The 20,682-nt window shown below is 64.9% G+C and carries 22 protein-coding genes; 12 read left to right on the plus strand and 10 right to left on the minus strand.

Going from position 1 to position 20,682, the window contains the following annotated elements; genetic code table 11:
• Positions 1–4 precede the first annotated feature (4 nt).
• The 3 genes from NV382_RS06340 to NV382_RS06350 all read right to left on the minus strand — a co-directional run bounded on the left by NV382_RS06340 (position 5) and on the right by NV382_RS06350 (position 3,168).
• A complete protein-coding gene (locus NV382_RS06340) occupies positions 5–781 on the minus strand; it encodes an enoyl-CoA hydratase (protein ID WP_260599668.1) in 777 nt (258 codons plus the stop codon).
• Positions 782–881: 100 nt separating this feature from the next.
• On the minus strand, positions 882–1,925 hold the full coding sequence (locus NV382_RS06345; RefSeq protein WP_260599669.1) for an enoyl-CoA hydratase/isomerase family protein: 1,044 nt from the start codon (positions 1,923–1,925) through the stop codon (positions 882–884).
• A 97-nt stretch (positions 1,926–2,022) separates the two neighbouring features.
• Entirely contained in the window at positions 2,023–3,168 is a 1,146-nt protein-coding gene (locus tag NV382_RS06350) for an acyl-CoA dehydrogenase family protein (RefSeq protein WP_260599670.1), read from the minus strand.
• A 113-nt stretch (positions 3,169–3,281) separates the two neighbouring features.
• On the opposite strand from NV382_RS06350, the gene NV382_RS06355 reads away from it, so the two are divergent.
• The gene (locus NV382_RS06355) at positions 3,282–3,599 is read left to right on the plus strand and encodes a GIY-YIG nuclease family protein (RefSeq protein WP_260599671.1); all 318 of its coding nucleotides are present in this window, start codon (positions 3,282–3,284) and stop codon (positions 3,597–3,599) included.
• 145 nt (positions 3,600–3,744) lie between these two features.
• Here NV382_RS06355 and NV382_RS06360 read toward each other — a convergent pair whose 3' ends face one another.
• On the minus strand, positions 3,745–5,253 hold the full coding sequence (locus NV382_RS06360) for a CoA-acylating methylmalonate-semialdehyde dehydrogenase (RefSeq protein WP_260599672.1): 1,509 nt from the start codon (positions 5,251–5,253) through the stop codon (positions 3,745–3,747).
• Positions 5,254–5,435: 182 nt separating this feature from the next.
• Here NV382_RS06360 and NV382_RS06365 point away from each other — a divergent pair, with 182 nt between their 5' ends.
• The 4 genes from NV382_RS06365 to NV382_RS06380 all read left to right on the plus strand — a co-directional run bounded on the left by NV382_RS06365 (position 5,436) and on the right by NV382_RS06380 (position 8,235).
• Positions 5,436–5,759 carry a DUF1476 domain-containing protein gene (locus NV382_RS06365; protein ID WP_260599673.1) on the plus strand — a complete coding sequence of 108 codons (324 nt, stop codon included), beginning with the start codon at positions 5,436–5,438 and terminating at the stop codon, positions 5,757–5,759.
• Positions 5,760–5,763: 4 nt separating this feature from the next.
• The gene (locus NV382_RS06370; RefSeq protein ID WP_418066764.1) at positions 5,764–5,997 is read left to right on the plus strand and encodes a BolA/IbaG family iron-sulfur metabolism protein; all 234 of its coding nucleotides are present in this window, start codon (positions 5,764–5,766) and stop codon (positions 5,995–5,997) included.
• 10 nt (positions 5,998–6,007) lie between these two features.
• Positions 6,008–6,343, plus strand: coding sequence for a Grx4 family monothiol glutaredoxin (gene grxD, locus NV382_RS06375; protein WP_260599675.1), 336 nt, complete (start codon positions 6,008–6,010; stop codon positions 6,341–6,343).
• 242 nt (positions 6,344–6,585) lie between these two features.
• Positions 6,586–8,235 (plus strand): thiamine pyrophosphate-binding protein, encoded by a 1,650-nt coding sequence (locus NV382_RS06380; RefSeq protein ID WP_260599676.1) that lies wholly within the window; start codon positions 6,586–6,588, stop codon positions 8,233–8,235.
• A 3-nt stretch (positions 8,236–8,238) separates the two neighbouring features.
• Here NV382_RS06380 and NV382_RS06385 read toward each other — a convergent pair whose 3' ends face one another.
• On the minus strand, positions 8,239–9,057 hold the full coding sequence (locus NV382_RS06385; protein WP_260599677.1) for a helix-turn-helix transcriptional regulator: 819 nt from the start codon (positions 9,055–9,057) through the stop codon (positions 8,239–8,241).
• Positions 9,058–9,157: 100 nt separating this feature from the next.
• Here NV382_RS06385 and NV382_RS06390 point away from each other — a divergent pair, with 100 nt between their 5' ends.
• Positions 9,158–10,060: an SDR family oxidoreductase gene (locus NV382_RS06390; RefSeq protein WP_260599678.1), complete on the plus strand. Its 903-nt coding sequence runs from the start codon at positions 9,158–9,160 to the stop codon at positions 10,058–10,060.
• 75 nt (positions 10,061–10,135) lie between these two features.
• On the opposite strand, the gene NV382_RS06395 is transcribed toward NV382_RS06390, so the two are convergent.
• Positions 10,136–10,306, minus strand: coding sequence for a CsbD family protein (locus NV382_RS06395; RefSeq protein WP_260599679.1), 171 nt, complete (start codon positions 10,304–10,306; stop codon positions 10,136–10,138).
• A 98-nt stretch (positions 10,307–10,404) separates the two neighbouring features.
• Positions 10,405–11,409, minus strand: coding sequence for a sulfur carrier protein ThiS (gene thiS / locus NV382_RS06400; RefSeq protein ID WP_312026767.1), 1,005 nt, complete (start codon positions 11,407–11,409; stop codon positions 10,405–10,407).
• Between the two features lie 162 nt (positions 11,410–11,571).
• Here thiS and aroQ point away from each other — a divergent pair, with 162 nt between their 5' ends.
• The 6 genes from aroQ (at position 11,572) to bfr (ending at position 17,179) form a co-directional block, all read left to right on the plus strand.
• Positions 11,572–12,006, plus strand: coding sequence for a type II 3-dehydroquinate dehydratase (gene aroQ, locus NV382_RS06410; RefSeq protein ID WP_260599680.1), 435 nt, complete (start codon positions 11,572–11,574; stop codon positions 12,004–12,006).
• 33 nt (positions 12,007–12,039) lie between these two features.
• Complete coding sequence (gene accB, locus NV382_RS06415) at positions 12,040–12,522, plus strand: acetyl-CoA carboxylase biotin carboxyl carrier protein (RefSeq protein WP_260599681.1); 483 nt, start codon at positions 12,040–12,042, stop codon at positions 12,520–12,522.
• 5 nt (positions 12,523–12,527) lie between these two features.
• Positions 12,528–13,877, plus strand: coding sequence for an acetyl-CoA carboxylase biotin carboxylase subunit (gene accC / locus NV382_RS06420; protein ID WP_260599682.1), 1,350 nt, complete (start codon positions 12,528–12,530; stop codon positions 13,875–13,877).
• Between the two features lie 69 nt (positions 13,878–13,946).
• The gene (gene purL, locus NV382_RS06425) at positions 13,947–16,166 is read left to right on the plus strand and encodes a phosphoribosylformylglycinamidine synthase subunit PurL (protein ID WP_260599683.1); all 2,220 of its coding nucleotides are present in this window, start codon (positions 13,947–13,949) and stop codon (positions 16,164–16,166) included.
• Between the two features lie 260 nt (positions 16,167–16,426).
• The gene (locus NV382_RS06430) at positions 16,427–16,597 is read left to right on the plus strand and encodes a (2Fe-2S)-binding protein (protein WP_260599684.1); all 171 of its coding nucleotides are present in this window, start codon (positions 16,427–16,429) and stop codon (positions 16,595–16,597) included.
• A gap of 96 nt (positions 16,598–16,693) precedes the next feature.
• A complete protein-coding gene (gene bfr, locus NV382_RS06435; protein WP_260599685.1) occupies positions 16,694–17,179 on the plus strand; it encodes a bacterioferritin in 486 nt (161 codons plus the stop codon).
• 152 nt (positions 17,180–17,331) lie between these two features.
• Here bfr and NV382_RS06440 read toward each other — a convergent pair whose 3' ends face one another.
• Genes NV382_RS06440 through NV382_RS06450 form a run of 3 tightly spaced genes read right to left on the minus strand, consistent with a single transcriptional unit; the run spans position 17,332 to position 20,679 of the window.
• A complete protein-coding gene (locus NV382_RS06440; RefSeq protein ID WP_260599686.1) occupies positions 17,332–18,540 on the minus strand; it encodes an ABC transporter permease in 1,209 nt (402 codons plus the stop codon).
• Positions 18,540–19,256, minus strand: coding sequence for an ABC transporter ATP-binding protein (locus NV382_RS06445; RefSeq protein WP_260599687.1), 717 nt, complete (start codon positions 19,254–19,256; stop codon positions 18,540–18,542). The genes NV382_RS06440 and NV382_RS06445 overlap by 1 nt, the downstream gene beginning before the upstream one ends.
• Position 19,257: 1 nt before the next feature.
• A complete protein-coding gene (locus NV382_RS06450) occupies positions 19,258–20,679 on the minus strand; it encodes an efflux RND transporter periplasmic adaptor subunit (protein ID WP_260599688.1) in 1,422 nt (473 codons plus the stop codon).
• Positions 20,680–20,682 lie beyond the last annotated feature (3 nt).

Raw genomic sequence — 20,682 nt, forward strand, 5'->3', positions numbered from 1 at the left:
TAAGCTACTTCCCCGTCCATGCCCCCGACCGCTTCTCGACAAAGGCGGCCATGCCTTCCTTCTGGTCGGCAGTGCCAAACAGCCCGTGGAACAATCGGCGCTCGAACTGCACGCCCATGGTCAGGCCGGTCTCAAACGCCGCGTCGACCATTTCCTTGTTCGCCTTGACCGCGAGCGGTGCCATGCCGGCGATCGTTGTGGCGGTCTTCACTGCCTCCTCGATCAATTCCGCGGCGGGGATCACGCGGCTGACGAGACCAGCACGCTCCGCTTCGGCGGCGTCCATCATGCGCCCGGTCAGGCACATCTCCATCGCCTTGGCCTTGCCCACCGCGCGGGTCAGCCGCTGCGATCCGCCCATGCCGGGCGACACCGCCAGCTTGATCTCGGGCTGCCCGAACTTCGCGCTGTCGGCCGCGAGGATGAAATCGCACATCATCGCCAGCTCGCAACCGCCACCCAGCGCATAGCCGGCGACCGCGGCGATGATCGGCTTGCGCGTGCGGGTCAGCGTCTCGTAGCCCGAGAAATGGTTGCTGCCGTACATCTCGGCAAAGCCCTGCGCCTGCATCTCCTTGATGTCGGCGCCGGCGGCAAAGGCCTTTTCGCTGCCAGTGAGCACCGCGCAGCCCTGGCTTTCGTCGGCATCATAGACGGCCAGCGCGGCAAGCAGATCGGCCAGCACCTGCCCGTTCAGCGCGTTGAGCGCCTGCGGCCGGTTGAGCGTGATCAGCGTGACGGGCCCGCGCTGTTCGACGAGGATGGTTTCGTAGGTCGGCATCGTCTTCTCCTTCTTCGTCATCCCGGCCTCGATCCGGGATCCAGAGCCACGAACGTCAACGTTCACCGCTCTGGATCCCGACCATCGTCAGGATGACGGATCAATGGGGCGTCCACGCCTCGCCGTCCGGCAGCGGGGCGAAAATCTGGTCGATCACATGGTCGGTCACGCCCTCCGGCGTCGCCGGCTGCCAGCGCGGTGCATTGTCCTTGTCGACGATCACCGCGCGCACGCCTTCGATGAAATCGTGCCGCTGCACGACATGCGCGCCGACCGCATATTCCTGCCGCATCTCATCCTCGAACGTCGCCATCTGGCGCCCCTCGTGGAGCAGGCGCAGCGACACTTTCATCGTCTGCGGCGATTTGGTGCGCAGCGTGGCGAGCTGCTGCCCGGCCCATTCACCGCCATCCGCCTCCAGCACCCGGTAGATTACCTCCAGCTCGTCCGAAGCAAACAAGAGGTCGATCGCGTCACGCTGCGCGAGGATCCGCGCATCGGGCGTCGGCGTGGCGAGCGCGTCCAGGATCGCGGCAATGGCCTGCGGATCGGCCGCGATGCGCCGCTTCGCCTCCGCCAGCGCCTCGCTGGCGAGATAGTGCGTGGCCAGGCCCAGCGCGAGACACTCGGCGCCGTCCAGCCGGTGCCCGGTCAGCGCGAGATACTGTCCGGTGCGCCCCGACAGCCGCGAGAGATACCAGCCGCCGCCGACATCGGGGAACAGCCCGATCCCCGTCTCGGGCATGGCGAACTTGGTATTCTCCGTCGCGACACGGAAATCGCACGGTAGCGACAGCCCGACACCGCCGCCCATCGTGATCCCGTCCATGAACGCCACCGTCGGCTTGGCATAGCTGAACAGGCGGTGGTTGAGCCGGTATTCGACGTGGAAGAAGGCGCGCGCCTCCACGCCGTCCGCCGCGCCGGATTCGGCCAGCATGCGGATGTCGCCGCCCGCGCAGAAGCCGCGGCCGTCCGCGTGATTGATCAGGATCGCCTCGATCGCCGGGTCGGTCGCCCAGCCGTCGAGCGCGGCCAGCATCGCCGTGCACATGCCGGTATTGAGCGCGTGGAGCGCCTTGGGCCGGTTGAGCCTGATGCGGCCGAGCGCGCCTTCGGTGGTGGTGAGAACGTCCTGCGTCACATTCCGTGCTCCTGCGCAGGCAGGAGCCCAGGGTAACAAAGGTATGCCTCGGGGCTCTGGGTTCCTGCGTTCGCAGGAACACGGTTGCATGCCGACATCATTGCCGCGTCATCTCCCGCCCGACGATCATCCGCATCACCTGGTTGGTGCCCTCCAGGATCGAATGCACGCGCAGGTCGCGCCAGAAGCGCTCGATCGGATAATCCTGCAGATAGCCGTACCCGCCATGCAGTTGCAGCGCACGATCGACGACGCTGGAGCCGGTATCGGTGGCAAGCCGCTTGGCCATCGCCGCGAACTTGGTCTTGTCGGGCGCATTCGCGGTCACCTTGGCCGCCGCGATATACAGCAAGGCACGCGCCGCCTCGAGCTCGGTCGCCATGTCGGCGAGCATGAACTGCGTGTTCTGGAAATCCGCCACCGCCTGGCCGAACTGCTTGCGATCCTTGGTGTAGCGTACCGCTTCGTCGATGCAGCGCTGCGCACCGCCCAGCGAACAGGCGCCGATATTGAGCCGCCCGCCGTCCAGCCCCATCATCGCGATGCGGAAGCCCTCGCCCAGCCCGCCGACCAGGTTCTCGCCCGGCACGCGCACCGCATCGAACATCACCTGCCGCGTCGGCTGCGAATGCCAGCCGAGCTTCTTCTCGTTCGCGCCGAAGCTGACGCCGGGCATGTCCTTCTCGATCACCAGGCAGGAAATGCCCTTGGGGCCTTCCTCGCCGGTGCGGACCATCGTGACATAGACTTCGTTCTCGCCGGCGCCGCTGATGAACTGCTTGGTGCCGCTGACGATCCAGTCGTCGCCATCCTTCACCGCCTTGGTCTTGAGCGCCGCGGCGTCCGATCCCGAACCGGGTTCGGTCAGGCAATAGCTCGCGATCCGGTCCATCGTCACCAGATCGGGCAGATATTTGTCCTTCACCGGCTGCGCGCCGAACCGGTCGATCATCCAGCTGGCCATGTTGTGGATGCTGATGAACGCCGAGGTCGAGGGACAACCATAGGCCATCTGCTCCATGATCAGCGCCGCCTCCAGCCGCCCGAGATTGATCCCGCCGCTCTCCTCCGACACGTAGATCGAGGCGAAGCCGAGTTCCGCCGCCGCACGGATCGTATCGCGCGGAAAGATGTGGTGCTCGTCCCATTCCGCGGCATGCGGCGTGATGCGATCGGCAGTGAACCGCCGCGCCAGATCCTGGATCTCGCGCTGGTCGTCGGTAAGGTCGAACTGGTTGGTCATTGGAAAGTCTTTCCGTATTCGTCATCCCGGACTTGATCCGGGATCCAGAGCCGCTGGCAATGCCCATCGTGACTCTGGATCCTGACGTTCGTCAGGACAACGGGAGACGTAGGGTGCAACGTGAGCCGGCGATCTACATAATGGCGAGCGCCCGCAACGGCACGCTTTATGTCGGGGTCACGTCCAACCTGATGGCACGCATCGTTCAACACCGCGAGGGCACGCTAGACGGCTTCACCAAACGACATGGCGTCAAACGCCTGGTCTGGTTCCAGATGGCCGACACGATGGAAGCAGCGATCACCCGCGAAAAGCAACTAAAGGTCTGGCGCCGCGCATGGAAGCTGGACCTGATCGAATCCGAGAAGCCCACCTGGCGCGACCTAGCCGAAGACCTAGCCTTCCCCCCACTCCCCACACCGTCATCCTGACGAACGTCAGAATGCCAAAAACCCAGCCGCCCACCAACCCCGTCATCCTGACGAAAGTCAGGATCCAGAGCCACAAACGCCCCCGCCCGCCGCTCTGGATCCTGGATCAAGTCCAGGATGACGTGGTAAAAAACAACCACCCCCCTCACCCCATCGTCGGAATGACAAACGCATTGGCCCCATCCCCAACGCCACCATCCGGCCAGCGCTGCGTGATCGTCTTGACCTTGGTCCAGAACTTCACGCCTTCCATGCCGTGCTGGTTGGTGTCGCCAAAGGCCGAGCGCTTCCACCCACCAAAGGTGTGGTAAGCCACCGGCACCGGGATCGGCACGTTGATGCCGACCATGCCGACATTGACACGCGCCGCAAACTCACGCGCCGCATGCCCGTTGCGCGTGAAGATCGCCACGCCATTGCCATATTGATGCTCGCTGGGCAGGCGCACGGCATGCTCGAAATCGTCCGCCCGGACGATCTGCAGCACGGGGCCGAAAATCTCCTCCTTGTAGCTCTCCATGTCGGTCGTGACATGGTCGAACAGCGACGGGCCAATGAAGAAGCCCTTCTCATGCCCCTGCAGCTCGAAGCCGCGACCATCGACGACCAGTTCGGCGCCTTCGTCGACGCCCTTCTGGATCCAGCCTTCGACGCGCGCCTTGTGCGCGGCGTTGACCACCGGGCCATAATGCGCGTCATTGTCGGTGCTGACCCCCACACGAAGTGCTGCGATCGCGGGCAGCAGCTTCTCGCGCAGGGCGATCGCGGTCTTCTCGCCCACCGGCACGACCACCGGCAGCGCCATGCAGCGCTCGCCGGCCGAGCCGAAGGCGGCACCCGACAGATCGGCGACGACTTGGTCGAGATCGGCGTCCGGCATGACGATGCCGTGGTTCTTCGCCCCGCCCATCGCCTGCACGCGCTTGCCCGCCGCGACACCGCGACGATAGACATAATGCGCGATGTCGGACGAGCCGACGAAGCTGACCGCGCTGATCGCCGGATGATCCAGGATCGCGTCGACCATCTCCTTGTCGCCGTGCACCACCTGCAGGACGCCCTCGGGAAGCCCCGCCTCGATGAACAATTCCGCCAGCCGCACCGGCACCGACGGGTCGCGCTCCGACGGCTTCAGGATGAAGGCGTTGCCGGTGGCGATCGCCACGCCCGACATCCACAACGGAATCATGCCGGGGAAGTTGAACGGCGTGATCCCGGCACCAATGCCGAGCGGCTGGCGCATCGAATAGACGTCGATCCCCGGACCCGCGCCCTGGGTATATTCGCCCTTCAACACGTGCGGGATGCCGCAGCAGAACTCGATCACTTCCAGCCCGCGCTGGATATCGCCCTTGCTGTCGGCGATCACCTTGCCGTGTTCGGAGCTGAGCAGGTGCGCCAGCTCGTCCATATGCGCCTCGACCAGCGCCTTGAAATTGAAAATCACGCGGGCGCGGCGCTGCGGATTGGTTGCGGCCCAGCCCGGCTGCGCCTTGAGAGCAGCGGCCACCGCCTGGTCGAGCAATGCCTGGTCGCCGAGCTGTACGGTCGCCTGCACCTGCCCGGTATTGGGATCGAACACGTCGCCGGTCCGTGCCCCCGCCCCAGCGCCACCGCCAGAGTGGCTGGCGATGAAATGGTCGATGCTGCGCATTCTCTCTCTCCGTATTTTGTCGCCCCTATCTCACTCCGCCTTTGCGCAGGCAAGCCGCAGCAGCGCTGCGGGGAGCCCCCATTTGCATCCCGCAAGCCACGGTTAGCATGGCGTTTAGGTTGCGCCGCACGGCCCGCGCCCCTATCTCGATCGCTTATCGATTTACCCTGGGGACGAGCCGCATGACCATGTTCGACGATCGCGAACGCGCATTCGAGACGAAGTACGCGCGCGACGAGGAAATGCAGTTTCGTGTCACCGCGCGGCGCAACCGCCTGCTCGGCCAATGGGCCGCGGAACAGATGAAGCTGACCGCGGAAGAGACCGACGCCTATGCCAAGGCGGTCGTCCAGGCCGATTTCGAGGAAGCCGGCGACGAAGACGTGATCCGCAAGCTGGTCAGCGATCTGACCGCGGCGGGCGTCGAGATCGACGAGGTCGTGGTGCGCGAGGCGATCAACGACAAGTTCGTCGAGGCCCGCCGCCAGCTGATGCAGGCGGAATAAGACCGTGGCGATGGCGGCAAGCGAGATCGAGGCGCTGATCGTCGGCGGCATTCCCGACGCGCAGGTGGTGATCACCGATCTGGCGGGCGACGGCGATCATTATGCCGCGCGCGTGGTGTCGGAGAGTTTCCGTGGGCTAGCCCGCATCAAGCAACACCAGGCAGTCTATGCCGCGCTCGGCGGCCGCATGGGCGGCGTGCTCCACGCGCTGCAACTGACCACCGCAATTCCCGAATGAGGAGCCGAACATGACCGAAGACGCACAGGCACGCATCGCCGATATGGTCGCCAAGAGCGACGTCCTGCTGTTCATGAAGGGCAGTCCGTTATTCCCGCAATGCGGCTTTTCCAGCCGCGCGATCGCCATCCTCAATCACCTGGGTGCCGAGTTCGAGAGCGTCGACGTGCTGCAGGATCAGGGCGTGCGCCAGGGGATCAAGGAATTCTCCGACTGGCCGACCATCCCGCAGCTTTACGTCAAGGGCGAGTTCGTCGGCGGTTCGGACATCATGATGGAGATGTACGAATCCGGCGAGCTGCAGCAGCTGCTGGTGGATCAAGGCGTGGTGCGCGCCGCTTCCTGATATTGGGGAGCCGGGTGCGGGCGGACCGGCGCGACACGGAAACAGCGCCTTATGGTCCGCCCTGCTGAAGCGTGAAACGCTCGGCTGCCGGTTACTATGCAGGCGGCGTGCCACTTCTTAGCAGCGGCGCATTTCTGCCGCCGCGATTGGTTAATGGCCGAAACGCCTCTGTGTCGATTGTAAGTTTTATCGACACTTACCGCGCTCTACCCAAGCTGGCGCCGTCGCGTTAGACTTGGTGCATGAACATCAATCGTACCGGCGGCCGCATCCTGGTCGATCAATTGGTCGCCCAGGGTTGCGACCGCATCTTCACCGTCCCCGGCGAAAGCTTCCTCGCCGTGCTGGATGCGCTGCATGACACGCCGGCCATCGATCTCGTCGTCTGCCGGCAGGAGGGCGGGGTCGGCCTCATGGCCTGCGCCGATGGTGCGCTGACCGGCCGTCCCGGCATTGCCTTCGTCACGCGCGGCCCGGGCGCGACCAATGCGTCGATCGGCGTCCATGTCGCGATGCAGGACAGCCAGCCGATGATCCTGTTCATCGGCGATGTCGACCGCGGCATGAAGGACCGCGAAGGCTTCCAGGAAGTCGATTTTCCCGCGATGTTCGCGCCGCTCTGCAAATGGGCCGCGAAGATCGACGATGCCGCGCGCATCCCGGAATATGTCGCGCGTGCCTATGCCACGGCGATGAACGGCCGCCCGGGCCCGGTGGTGCTGGCCCTGCCGGAGGATATGTTGCTTGATGTGGCCGAGGCGCTGGACCGCCCGCGCGTCAACCGCGTCGAGCAGGATGCGCTGATCGAGGCGGCCAGCACCGCCAACGACATGCTGCGCGCGGCCAGGCGCCCCGTGGCGATCATCGGCGGTGCGGGCTGGAACGGCAATACCGCCGAGATCGTCGAGGCGTTCGGCGTCGCCACCGGCGTGCCGCTGGTCGCGGCGTTTCGGCGGCAGGATGCGGTGGGCAATGACTGCCCGGTCTATGCCGGCAATCTCGGCTATGGCCCCAACCCAAAGCTGGCGGCGCGCGTGCGGCATGCCGACCTGATCCTCGTGCTGGGCGCGCGGCTGGGCGAAGCGACCACCGATGGCTATGCGCTGGTCACGCCGGATCACCCCGGACAGTCGCTGATCCACGTCCACCCCGATCCCACCGAGCTGAACAGCACCTACCGCGCCGATCTGGCGATCTGCGCCGACCCCGAGCGTTTCGCCAATCTGATGGAAATGTTGGCCGCCGACCAACCGGCGATCGCCGCCGGTGCCGAGGCGCATGCCGACTATCTCGCCTGGTCCACCTCCGCACCGCGCGACCTGGCGTTGGATCTCGGCCCCTGCGTGGCGACGATGCGCGAGCGGCTGCCGGACGACACCATCATCTGCAATGGCGCCGGCAATTACAGCGGCTGGTGGCACCGTTACTGGCGCTATGGCGGCTATGGCACCCAACTGGCCCCGACCGCCGGCGCGATGGGCTACGGCCTCCCCGCCGCGATCGCCGCCGCGCTACGCCAGCCCGACCGCACCGTCGTGGCCTTGGCTGGCGACGGCTGCTTCTTGATGAACGGCCAGGAACTCGCCACCGCCGTCGCCCAGGGTGTCGACATGCTGGTCCTGGTGATCGACAATGGCTGGTACGGCACCATCCGTATGCACCAAGAAAGAGAATTTCCAGGCCGCATCACCGGCACCAAATTGCACAATCCGGACTTTGCGGCCCTGGCCCGCGCTTACGGCTGCTGGGCCGAAACAATAGAAGCGACCACCGATTTCGCCCCAGCGCTCGATCGCGCGATGGCGGAGCAGGGCGTGCGATTGCTGCACCTCAAGACCGATGTCGAGGCGATCACGGCCGGGACTACGCTGAGCGCGGTCAGGGGACGCTAGAATTCATCCCCGCGCGGCCATCGCTATGCGGATGCGCTCCGCAGTGTCCGGGGTCGCCGGATTGTAGACGATCATGCCGAGATCGGGCCGCCCGTCGATCGAGAAAGCGGAAAATTCCAGCTCGACCAGCCCGAGTTCGGCGTGGTGGATGCGCTTCAGGCCTTCCGATTGGCGGGCCACGTCGTTCTCCCGCCACAGCGCCGCGAACTCGGGGCTGCTGCGGGAAAGCTCGTCGACCAATTGCTCGATCTCCGCGCCCGCCCCGGCGCGCGCGGCATCGGCGCGAAAGGCGCCGACGACATAGCGCGCCACGCTGACCCAATCGGCCTGCGCCACTTTGACCGGCGAATTCGAGAAGATCAGGCGCAGGATGTTGCGCCCTTCCCGTGGCAGCTTGCTGTAATCGGTCAGCAGCATCGCCGCCGCGGCGTTCCACGCCACCACGTCCCACGTCGCGGTCTTGATGATCGCCGGGCTCACGGGCAGCGCGTCGAGCACGCGTTGCAGCCGCGGCGTGACTTCGTCGACCACCGTGTACTGCGCTTCTGGTGGCCGGCCGAGGCCAAGGATGAAGAGATGCTCGCGCTCTGGCTCGGTCAGCATCAAACCGGCGGCAATGCGGTTCAGCACGTCGGCGGAAGGCGCCCCGCCCCGGCCTTGCTCGAGCCAGGTGTACCAGGTGGGCGAGATGTTGGCGCGTTGCGCAACCTCCTCGCGGCGCAGGCCGGGCGTCCGTCGGCGGCCACCGGCAAAGCCGAACGTCGCTGCATCCATGCGCGATCGCCGATCGCGAAGGAACACGCCCAAAGCATTGCTGGCCATCGGTGCCGTCCTGTTACGTTTTATACCATGATAAAGTCACTACTTTAACAGGATCGGAGATAGCCCGAGATGACGCCTCGAACAATCACGGAGAGTTTCGATGCGTGTATTTCTGACGGGTGCGACCGGCTTCATCGGATCGCGGATCGTTCCCGAATTGCTGGCGGCTGGGCACCAGGTGCTGGGCCTGACAAGATCGGATGCGGGCGCGGCCGCGCTGGTCGCGGCGGGCGCAGATGTGTATCGCGGCACGCTGGAGGATCCCAGCAGCCTCGGCGCGGGCGCGGCGGAGGCCGATGCCGTGATCCACACCGCGTTCGATCATACGTTCAGCAACTTCGTCGCCAATTGCGACAACGACCGGCGGGTGATCGAGGCCTTGGGCGCGCCGCTGACGGGAACCGCCAAGCCGCTGATCATCACCTCGGGTGTGGGGATTGGTGATGCCGGCCCGGGCCAGCTTGCGCGCGAGGACCTGTTCAACCAGGATCATCCCAATCCGCGTATCGCCTCCGAGCGAGCCGGCAATGCGTTGCTGGACGCGGGCGTCGACGTCCGTGTCGTGCGGTTGCCGCAGGTGCATGATACGGTCAAGCAGGGGCTGATCTCCCCTTACATCGACATTGCACGGGAACGCCGTGCTGCCGCCTATATTGGCGAGGGCACCAACCGCTGGTCGGCGGCGCACGTGCTCGACGTGGCGAAGCTCTATGTGCTCGCGCTCGACAAGGGGCAACGCGGTGCACGCTACCATGCTGTCGACGAAGAAGGGATTGCGGGGCGCAAGATCGCGGAGGTCGTTGCTGCCGGATTGGGCGTGCCGAGCATCTCCTTGTCGCCTGCGGAGGCAGAGGGACATCTTGGCTGGCTGGCGATCTTCGCCGGGCTCGACATGGCGGCATCCAGCGCATGGACCCGCGCCGAGCTTGGCTGGGAGCCTAGCGGCCCGGGATTGATCGCCGATCTGGAAGCGATGGATTATACCACGGCAGCGGCGCCGTAAATCCAGCCTGCCAAGACGAGCAAAAAGGCCGCCCTGGTTCCCCAGGACGGCCTTTTTTTCAATCCGACGCAGCGATCAGATATCGTCGCCGAGCATGCCCTTGATCTTCCCCTTGACCTGCTCGCCCTTGCCTTCGACTTCCTGCGCAGCGCCTTCATCGCGCGTTGCGGGATCGTCGCTGTGCTGCTTCACCTTGCCGATGGCTTCGTTGACATTGCCTTTGATCTTGTCGGTGAGTTCGCCCATGACCAATATCCTTCGATCACTGTCGCACCAACGCGAACAGTTGAAGTGTAAACGAATCAGCGGGCCACGCGTTCCCCTAACCTGCGTTAAGATGCCTTTTAGATGAGACCGGCGAGCGGGCTCGACGGGTCAGCATACATGCGCTTGCCCATCCGCCCCGCAAGATAGGCCATCCGCCCGCTTTCCACGCCGGCCTTCATCGCCGCGGCCATCAGTATCGGATCCTTGGCTTCGGCAATCGCGGTGTTCATCAGCACGCCGTCGCAGCCAAGCTCCATTGCCGCCGCCGCGTCTGACGCAGTGCCGACGCCGGCATCGACCAGTACGGGCACGCTGGCACCTTCGACGATCAGCCGGATCGTCACCTTGTTCTGGATGCCCAGCCCCGAGCCGATCGGCGCGCCCAGCGGCATGATCGCCACGGCACCGACATTTTCCAGACGCTTCGCCGCGATCGGATCGTCGACGCAATACACCATCGGCTTGAAGCCTTCGTTCGACAGGATCTCGCACGCGCGCAGCGTCTCGACCATGTCGGGATACAGCGTCTTGGCCTCGCCCAGCACCTCGAGCTTGACCAGTTCCCAGCCGCCTGCCTCGCGCGCCAGGCGCAGCGTGCGGATCGCGGATTCGGCGTCGAAGCAGCCGGCCGTGTTGGGCAGATAGGTGACCTTCTTGGGATCGATGAAGTCGGTCAGCATCGGCGCGTTGCGGTCGCTGATGTTCACGCGCCGCACGGCCACGGTGACGATCTCCGCACCCGAGGCGGCGACGGCGGCCGCATTCTGCGCGAAATCCTTGTACTTGCCCGTGCCGACGATCAGCCGCGAGGTGAAGGTCTTGCCCGCCACCGTCCAGCTATCCGGCTTCAATGCGCTCGCATGATCGCCGCCGCCGACGAAATGCACGATCTCCAACTCATCGGCATCCTCGACCATCACATCGCCCAGTGTCGAGCGCGGCACGATCTCGGCGTTGCGCTCGACCGCCACCTTCTCCGGCACGAGGCCGAGCTCGGCGGCCAGTTGCGCGATGGACAGGCCGCTGCGGACACGCTTGTGCTCGCCATTGACCGTGATCGATACCGTTCCGTCGCTGTGCATTCCAACCCTTTCGCGTGACCCAGCCCCTCGCCCGTTCGCGTCGAGCGACGTCGAGAAGCCTGCCCCTGGAACCCGTGTCTCGACTTCACTCGACACAAACGGGTAGAAGGGATGCAAGATATAGGGAGCGCTGGCCGCCACCCGCAACCGAAAGTGCTCGATTTGTCCGACACCATCTACGTCCTTAACGGCCCGAACCTCAACCTGCTGGGCCTGCGCGAGCCCGACATCTACAGCGACGATACGCTCGACGACATTGCCGGCATGCTGGAGGATCGTGCGCGCGAACTGGATCTCAGGATCGACATGCGCCAATCGAATCACGAGGGCCATCTGGTCGATTGGCTGCATGAGGCGCAGGCAGAGGGCGCACGGGCGGTGATCCTGAATGCAGGCGCCTATACGCACACGTCGGTCGCGATTCTCGATGCGATGAAGGCGATCACCACGCCGGTGATCGAGGTGCACCTATCCAACCCGCATGCACGCGAAAGCTTCCGCCACCGCAGCCTGGTCAGCAAGGCTGCGCGCGGAACCATCGCCGGCTTCGGCGCGCTTTCCTACGTGCTTGCGCTTGAAGCGGCTGCGCGTCTCTGACAGGAGGCGGCGCAAACAGGGAGAACAGGTCGAATGACCGATACCAATGAAACCGATGCGATGCGGATCGATGTCGATCTCGTCCGTCAACTCGCGCAACTGCTCGACGATACCAGCCTGACCGAGATCGAGGTCGAGGATGGCGGGCGCAAGATCCGCATCGCGCGCAAGGCGCCCGCTGCGGCACCGGTCGCTGCGCCGGTCCACTACGCGCCTGCGCCGACGCCGCTCGCGGGCACCAGCACGCCCGTCGCCAACGATCCCGTTCCGGCAGCGATCCCGACCGACGCCGTCAAGTCGCCGATGGTGGGCACCGCCTATCTCTCGTCCGACCCGACTGCCAAGCCGTTCGTCTCGATCGGCGACAAGGTCGCTGCCGGCGACACCTTGCTGATCGTGGAAGCCATGAAGGTGATGAACCCGATCCTCGCGCCCAGCGCCGGCACCGTCACCGCGATCCTCGTGCAGGACAAGCAGCCGGTCGAGTTCGACCAGCCGCTCGTGGTGGTCGCGTAACCCTTATGCCCAAGATCAAGAAACTGCTGATCGCCAATCGCGGAGAGATTGCGCTCCGCATTCACCGCGCGTGCCACGAAATGGGCATCGAGACGGTCGCGGTGCACAGCACGGCGGATGCCGATGCGATGCACGTGCGGCTGGCCGACCAGGCGATCTGCATCGGCCCGCCGGCGGCGGCGGAAAGCTATCTCAACATCGCCAACATCATTTCGGCGGCGGAAATCAGTGGCGCCGATGCGATCCACCCGGGCTATGGCTTCCTGAGCGAAAACGCCAAGTTCGCCGAGATCGTCGAGGCCCACGGCATCATCTTCGTCGGCCCCAAGCCCGAACATATCGTCACGATGGGCGACAAGGTCGAGGCCAAGCGCACCGCCGGCCGGCTCGGCCTGCCGCTCGTCCCGGGCTCGGACGGTGCGATCAGCGACATTACCGAAGCCAAGGAAATCGCCGCGCGTATCGGCTATCCGGTGATCATCAAGGCGGCGTCGGGCGGCGGCGGTCGCGGCATGAAGGTCTGCACGTCCGAGGACCAGCTCGAGACTTTGATGAGCCAGGCCGGCAGCGAGGCCAAGGCCGCGTTCGGCGATGCCACCGTGTACATGGAAAAGTATCTCGGCAACCCGCGGCACATCGAATTTCAGGTGTTCGGCGACGGGAACGGCAATGCGATCCATCTCGGCGAGCGCGATTGCAGCCTGCAGCGTCGCCACCAGAAAGTGCTCGAGGAAGCCCCCTCCCCCGTGCTCGGCGAGGAAGACCGCAACCGCATGGGCGCGATCTGCAGCAAGGCGATGGCCGACATGGCCTATCGCGGTGCGGGCACGATCGAATTCCTGTGGGAAGACGGCGAATTCTACTTCATCGAGATGAACACGCGGCTGCAGGTCGAGCATCCCGTCACCGAGATGATTACCGGACTCGATTTGGTGCGCGAGCAGATCCAGATCGCCGAAGGGCGCCCGCTGACGCTGCGCCAGCAGGACGTGGTGTTCCGTGGCCACGCGATCGAGTGCCGCATCAATGCAGAAGACCCACGCACCTTCGCCCCCTCGCCCGGATTGGTGACGATGTTCCATGCGCCGGGCGGCATGCACGTCCGCGTCGATAGCGGCCTCTACACCGGGTACCGCGTGCCGCCTTACTATGATTCGATGATCGCCAAGCTGATCGTCTACGGCACCACTCGCAACGGCGCGCTGCGGCGGCTGCGGCGCGCGCTCGAAGAGTTCGTCATCGAAGGACCGACGACGACGATCCCGTTGCACCAGGCGCTGCTCGACGATCCCGACTTCCAGGCCGGCGATTACACGATCAAGTGGCTTGAGGATTGGTTGGCCAAGCAGGGGTGAGGCGCGCCGCTGCGCCACTCGAACAACTCCGGGGTGACGCGGGCGACCTGCCCCGCTAAAGCCCGGGACATGACCGCCATCACCCCGCAGATCGTCGCCGAACACGGCTTGTCCCCGGAAGAATATGATCGCGTGCTCGCGGCACTGGGGCGCGAGCCGAACATCACCGAACTCGGCATCTTCTCGGTCATGTGGTCGGAGCATTGCAGCTACAAAAGCTCGCGCATCCACCTGAAGAAGCTGCCGACCGAAGGCCCGCAAGTGATCTGTGGCCCTGGCGAAAATGCCGGCGTGGTCGATATCGGCGACGGCCAGGCGGCGATCTTCAAGATGGAGAGCCACAACCACCCGTCGTACATCGAGCCCTATCAGGGCGCGGCGACGGGGGTCGGCGGCATCCTGCGCGACGTGTTCACGATGGGCGCACGGCCGGTTGCCAATCTCAACGCGCTGCGCTTCGGATCGCCCGACCACCCCAAGATGCGGCACCTGATCGCGGGCGTCGTCCACGGCATCGGCGGCTACGGCAATTGCGTCGGCGTGCCGACGGTCGGTGGCGAGGTGAATTTCCACCCGGCCTATGACGGCAACATCCTGGTCAATGCGATGACCGTCGGCGTCGCCGAGCAGGAAAAGATATTCTATTCAGCCGCCAGCGGTATCGGCAATTCGATCGTCTATGTCGGTAGCAAGACCGGGCGCGACGGCATCCACGGCGCAACGATGGCCTCGGCGGATTTCGGCGAGGATTCGGACGAGAAGCGCCCGACCGTGCAGGTCGGCGATCCGTTTACCGAGAAACTGCTAATCGAGGCGTGTCTCGAACTGATGGCCTCCGATGCGATCGTCGCGATCCAGGACATGGGCGCGGCCGGCCTGACCTCGTCGAGCGTCGAGATGGCCAGCAAGGGCGGGGTCGGCATCGAGCTGGTGATGGACGACGTGCCACAGCGTGAGACGGGCATGACCCCGTACGAGATGATGCTCAGCGAAAGCCAGGAGCGCATGCTCATGGTGCTGAAGCCCGGCCGCGAGGATTTCGCCGAAGCCATCTTCCGCAAGTGGGAACTGGACTTCGCGGTGATCGGTCATGTTACCGATACGGGCCGCATGGTGCTGACGTGGAAAGGCGACGTCGTCGCCGACATTCCGCTCGGGCCGCTCGCCGATGACGCGCCGCTGTACGACCGTCCGCACCTCCCCACCCCCAAGCCCGCGGATCTGGTCGACGTGCCGGAAAGCAGTGATCCGGCGGCCGATCTCGTCACGTTGATGGGCTCGCCCGATATCGCCAGCCGCCGCTGGATCTGGGAGCAATATGATCACATGGTCGGCGGCGACACGGTGCAGCGTCCAGGCGGCGATGCCGCGGTGGTCCGTGTCCACGGCACGCCCAAGGGTCTGGCGATGACCACGGACTGCACGCCGCGTTACTGCTTCGCCGATCCGGTCGAAGGCGGGCGTCAAGCGATCGCCGAGGCATGGCGCAACCTCACGGCAGTCGGCGCGACGCCGCTTGCCGTGACCAACTGCCTCAACTTCGCCAATCCGCAGCGGCCCGAGATCATGGGCCAGATCGTCGGCTGCCTGGAGGGCATGAGCGAAGCTTGCATCGCGCTCGACTTCCCGATCGTGTCGGGCAACGTCAGCCTGTACAATGAAAGCAAGGCAACCGGCGGCGGCTCGGCGATCCTGCCGACGCCGGCGATCGGCGGGCTCGGGCTGCTCGCCGATTGGTCGAAGAGCTGCACGATCGCGTTCAAGGGCGCCGGCGATACCGTGCTGGCGATCGGCGAGCGCGGCGGCGATCTCGGCCAGTCGCTGTGGCTGCGCGAATTGCACGGCCGTGAGGAAGGCCCACCACCGCCGGTCGATCTCACCGCCGAACGCCGCACCGGTGACTTCGTCCGCGCGCAGATCCTGAACGGCGCGATCACCGCCTGCCACGACGTGTCCGATGGCGGGCTCGCCGTCACGCTCGCCGAAATGGCACTGGCGTCGAACCTGGGCGTGTTGGTCAACGAACCGCAACCGTTCGGCATTGCCGGCAGCCTGTTCGGCGAAGATCAGGGCGTCTATGTCGTCACGGTCTGCGATACGTGCCTGGCCGACTTCATGGTCGCCGCCAATGCCGCCGATGTGCCTGCCGACCCGATCGGCCGCGTGATCAAGGACCGCATCATCTTCGAGCTGGACGAAGGCGACTGGACCGTGGCCGTCGCCGATCTGCGTATGGTGCATGAGGGCTTCTTCCCCAACCTAATGGGGGCTGAAGACGTGCTGGCCTGAGACGTTCACTTCTATCCGTTCGTGCTGAGTAGAGACCGAGTAGGCCTAAGGCCGTATCGCGGGCTCGTATCGAAGCACCTTGGAACGCGGTAGCGCGTACCCTTCGATACGCCCTATCGCTATTCCCCTATGGGGCTACTCAGACCGAACGGGGTGAAGATCATCAACCCGAAACGCATCAATATTGCGAATCATCCGCAAAAGCGCTTGCGAGTAGTTCGCATTAGCCCTATCGATACTGCCTGTCGGTGGAGCATCACATGGTCGTCTGCGTCTGCAATGCAATTCGGGAAAACCAGGTCCGCGAAGCGGCACGCGGTGGTGCCACCAGTGCTTGCCAGGCATATCGCGCGCTCGGCCGGCAGCCCAAATGCGGTCAGTGCGTGCCGTTCGCGCGATCCATTATCGACTCCGAGCGTGCTGCTGCGTAGCATTCGCAAGCGCTGAAATCCGCGGAAAACCGCCATTTTTTGACTGTTCCCGCATGCCGCCTTGGTTTAGTCTCGCGCAACAGCGGAGATACCAACATGCGTGGCGACCCCAAGGTCATCGACTATCTGAACGAGGTGCTCAAGAACGAGCTGACCGCGATCAACCAATATTGGCTGCATTACCGGCTGTATGACCATTGGGGCGTGCGCAAGCTCGCCGAATTCGAGCGGCATGAATCGATCGACGAAATGAAGCATGCCGACTGGGTCGCCGAGCGGATCCTGTTCCTCGATGGCCTGCCCAATTTCCAGCTACTCGGCCGCCTGCGCATCGGCGAGACGGTGGAGGAAGTGCTGAAGGCCGATCTTGCACTGGAGATGGAGGCACTGCCGCCGCTTCGCGATGCGATCGAGCATTGCGAGAAGGTGCGCGATTATGTCAGCCGCGACCTGTTCCGCCGTATCCTCGATAGCGAGGAAGAGCATGTCGACACGCTGGAGCGCCAGTTCGAGATGATCCAGCGCATGGGCATCGAGAATTACGTCCACCTGCAGAGCAAGCCGGCGACCGAAGAAGGCTGATCGGCTAGCTAACCTGTTCCCCGGCGAAGGCCGGGGTCCAGGCGGACAGGTAGATGTAGTGGAGCGCAACGCGCGCCACAGATGTTCCACTCCTGGGCCCCGGCCTTCGCCGGGGAACTGCTTGTCCTCGGCAGGCCAAAGCGCCGCAAGAATCACTCATGCCTGAGCGCATCGATCGGATTGAGCGCCGCGGCACGGCGCGCAGGAAAATACCCGAACACCACGCCAATCACCGCCGAGATGCCGAACGCAATCACGTTGATCTCCGGCACGAACAGATATTGCACCTTCAGCAGCGGCACGAGCGCGACGATCGCGACCTGTGCGATGACGAGCCCGATCAGCCCGCCCAAGCACGACAAAGCCACCGCCTCCACCAGGAACTGCATCAGCACCTCGCGCGCCACCGCGCCGATCGCCAGGCGAATGCCGATCTCGCGCGTGCGCTCGGTCACCGATACAAGCATGATGTTCATGATGCCGATCCCGCCGACGATCAGGCTGATCGCCGCGACCGAGGTGACGATGCTGGTCAGCAATGTCGTGGTCGTCGTCAGCGTGTCGGAAATCTGTTTGGTATCGAAGATGTTGAAATCGTCTTCCTTCGATCCGGTGATGTTGCGGCGCTCGCGCAGCAGATCGCTGATCGATGCCTGTACCGTCGTGGTCGAATAGGCCGGATCGACCCCGACGAGCATCAGGCGAATGTCGCGATTGCCGGTGAAGCGGCGCTGCACCGCCTTGATCGGCATGATCACCACGTCGTCCTGATCGCCGCCAAAGCCTGCCTGCCCCCGCGCGGACAATGTCCCGATCACGTCGCACGACACTTGGCCGAGCCGGATACGGGTGCCGATCGCCTGGCCGCCACGAAAGAGGTTTTGCGCTACGGTATTGCCGATGATGCACACCGCCCGGCCCGCTTGCTCCTCGGCGCGCGTGAACAGCCGCCCATCAGCCAGTGGCCAGGGTTGCACGTCGAAATAGGCGCTGGTGGTGCCGTTGATCGTCGTCGACCAATTGGCGCCTTCGTAGATCGCCGTGCTGGTCGCCTGCGCTTGCGGCGCGACGGCCGACACGCCGGCGATCTGCCGCCGGATCGCATCGACATCCTCCTGCTCGAAATCCGGCGGCCGCGGCCCGCCGCCGCCCCGGCCGAACCCCTGGCCTGGACGGATCTGCAGGATGTTGCTGCCCAGGCTGGAGATCGAACTCTGCACCGCCGCCGTGGTCGCGCGGCCGAGCGTGACCATGGTGACCACTGCCGCAACGCCGATGATGATGCCGAGCGCCGTCAATACCGAACGCAACTTGTGGCGCAGGATCGATCGCAGCGCGAGGGTGAGCGTGGTGCCGAACATCAGGCCTGAGCCTCGGTGCCTTGGGCGTGTTGCGTCTCGATGCGTTCGACCAGCCCGTCTTTGAAATGCACCACCGTGCGCGCGAACGCCGCCATGTCCGGCTCGTGCGTCACCATTAGCACGGTAATGTTGTTCTCGCGGTTAAGTCCTGCCAGCAATTCCATAATCTCCACCGAACGTTCGGAATCGAGGTTGCCCGTCGGCTCGTCCGCCAGCAGCACTTGCGGAGAGGTCACGATGGCGCGCGCGATCGCGACACGCTGCTGCTGTCCGCCCGACAATTCTGCCGGCGTATGATCCCACCAATCCTTCAAACCGACCTTGTCGAGCGCCGCCATTGCCGCCTCACGCCGTGCCTGCTTGGCATCGCCGCGATAGAGCAAGGGCAGCTCCACATTCTCCAGCGCGGAGGTCCTCGCCAGCAGGTTGAAGCCCTGGAACACGAAGCCCAGATATTTGCGCCGCAGCAAGGCCCGCTGGTCGCGATCCAGGTTCTCGACATGATGACCGCGAAACTCGAACGTCCCGCCGGTCGGCACGTCGAGGCAACCGAGGATGTTCATCGTCGTCGACTTGCCCGATCCGCTCGCCCCCATCACGGCGATGAAGTCGCCGGCCTGAATGTCGAGATCGACGCCCTTCAATGCCTGGAACGCGGTTCCGCCCTGACCATAGGTCTTGGTGACCCCGCGCAGTCGGATGAGCGGTTCGGACAAGTCAACCGCCACTGCGCTGGCCTCTACTACCGCCACCAGCACCGCCGCCCGAACGCCGCCGCTGGCCACCGCCCGTGGCCGTGTTCCCGGACAATTGCCCAGTGATCACCTCCATGCCGGGCTTCAGGTCGCCGCCGGTCACTTCGGTGACCGATCCGTTGGTGTCGCCGGTGACGACGCTCACCGCCTTGGGCTGACCGGCCTCGTCCTTGACGTAGACGGTCTGGTGCCCGCCCCGGCCAATCGTCGCGCTCCGCCCGGCGCCAGTGCCACCGCCGCCGCCGCCGCCACCGCTGCCGCCACGCCGCGGTCGGCTGGGTACGATAGCCCCGGCGATGCCCCCGCCGCCACCTGCTGCGCCGGCCGTGCTGGGATCGGCCGGCTTGAAGCGCAACGCCGCACTCGGCACCAGCAGCACATTGTTCCTGGCAGTGGTCACGATGTCGGCAGTGGCAGTCATGCCCGGGCGCAACTGCTGTCCTGGATTGGCGACGCTGAGCGTTGCCGCATAGGATACGACCTGTGCTGTCGTGGCCGTGGATGCCGCCGTGCTGCTTTGCGCACTCAGGTTAGATCCGAGATCGACGCGCGTGATCTGCGCCGGAAAGGTCTTGCCCGGGAATGCATCGACCGTGAAGCTGGCGCTCTGCCCCTGCTTGACCGAGCCGACATCGGCTTCGTCGATCGCCACTTCCAGCTTCATCGCCGACAGATCCTCGGCAATGACGAACAGGGTCGGCGTGCTGAACGAGGCGGCGACCGTCTGTCCCGGCTCGATCTGCCGCGCCAGCACCACGCCGTTGACGGGCGAGCGGATCACCGTCTTCACCAACTGCGTGGCATTGGACGACAGCGTCGCGCGCGCCGCTTGCACGTTCGCCTCGGCCGCGCGCAAATTGGCGACCGAGCGCGCCTGTTCGGCCACGGCCTGGTCCAGTTCGGTCTTTGCCGGCACGCGGCCGTTCGACAACCGACTGACCTCCCGGAAGCGCGCCAGCGTGGCATTGGATTGCGACAGCGTCGCTTGTGCCTGCGCGACCGCAGCCTGGTTGGCGGCGAGCGCCGCCTTGCTCTGGTTGACCGTATCCTGGAACCGCGATGGATCGACCAGCGCCAGCGGCTGGCCCGCCGTGACGCGATCGTTGACGTCGACCACCACCTTGGTGACCAGACCTGACAATTCCGATCCGACCTCGACCTGGTTGGTCGGGGCGAGCTTGCCGGTGGCGGAGACAGTCACCTGGAACGATCCGCGGGCGACATTCTCGGTCGAATATTGCACTGCCTTCGTGCCGGCGAAATAGCTCTTGCCGGCAAGCAGCAGCAAAATGACGCCGATCGCCACCAGCACCCATTTCAGGTAGCGCCGCCATGCCGGCACGGGCTTGGTGCCCAGGAAATCGTCGATGTTGCTTTCGGCCATGGC

The sequence above is a fragment of the Sphingomonas endolithica genome (assembly GCF_025231525.1).
Taxonomy (GTDB): domain Bacteria; phylum Pseudomonadota; class Alphaproteobacteria; order Sphingomonadales; family Sphingomonadaceae; genus Sphingomonas; species Sphingomonas endolithica.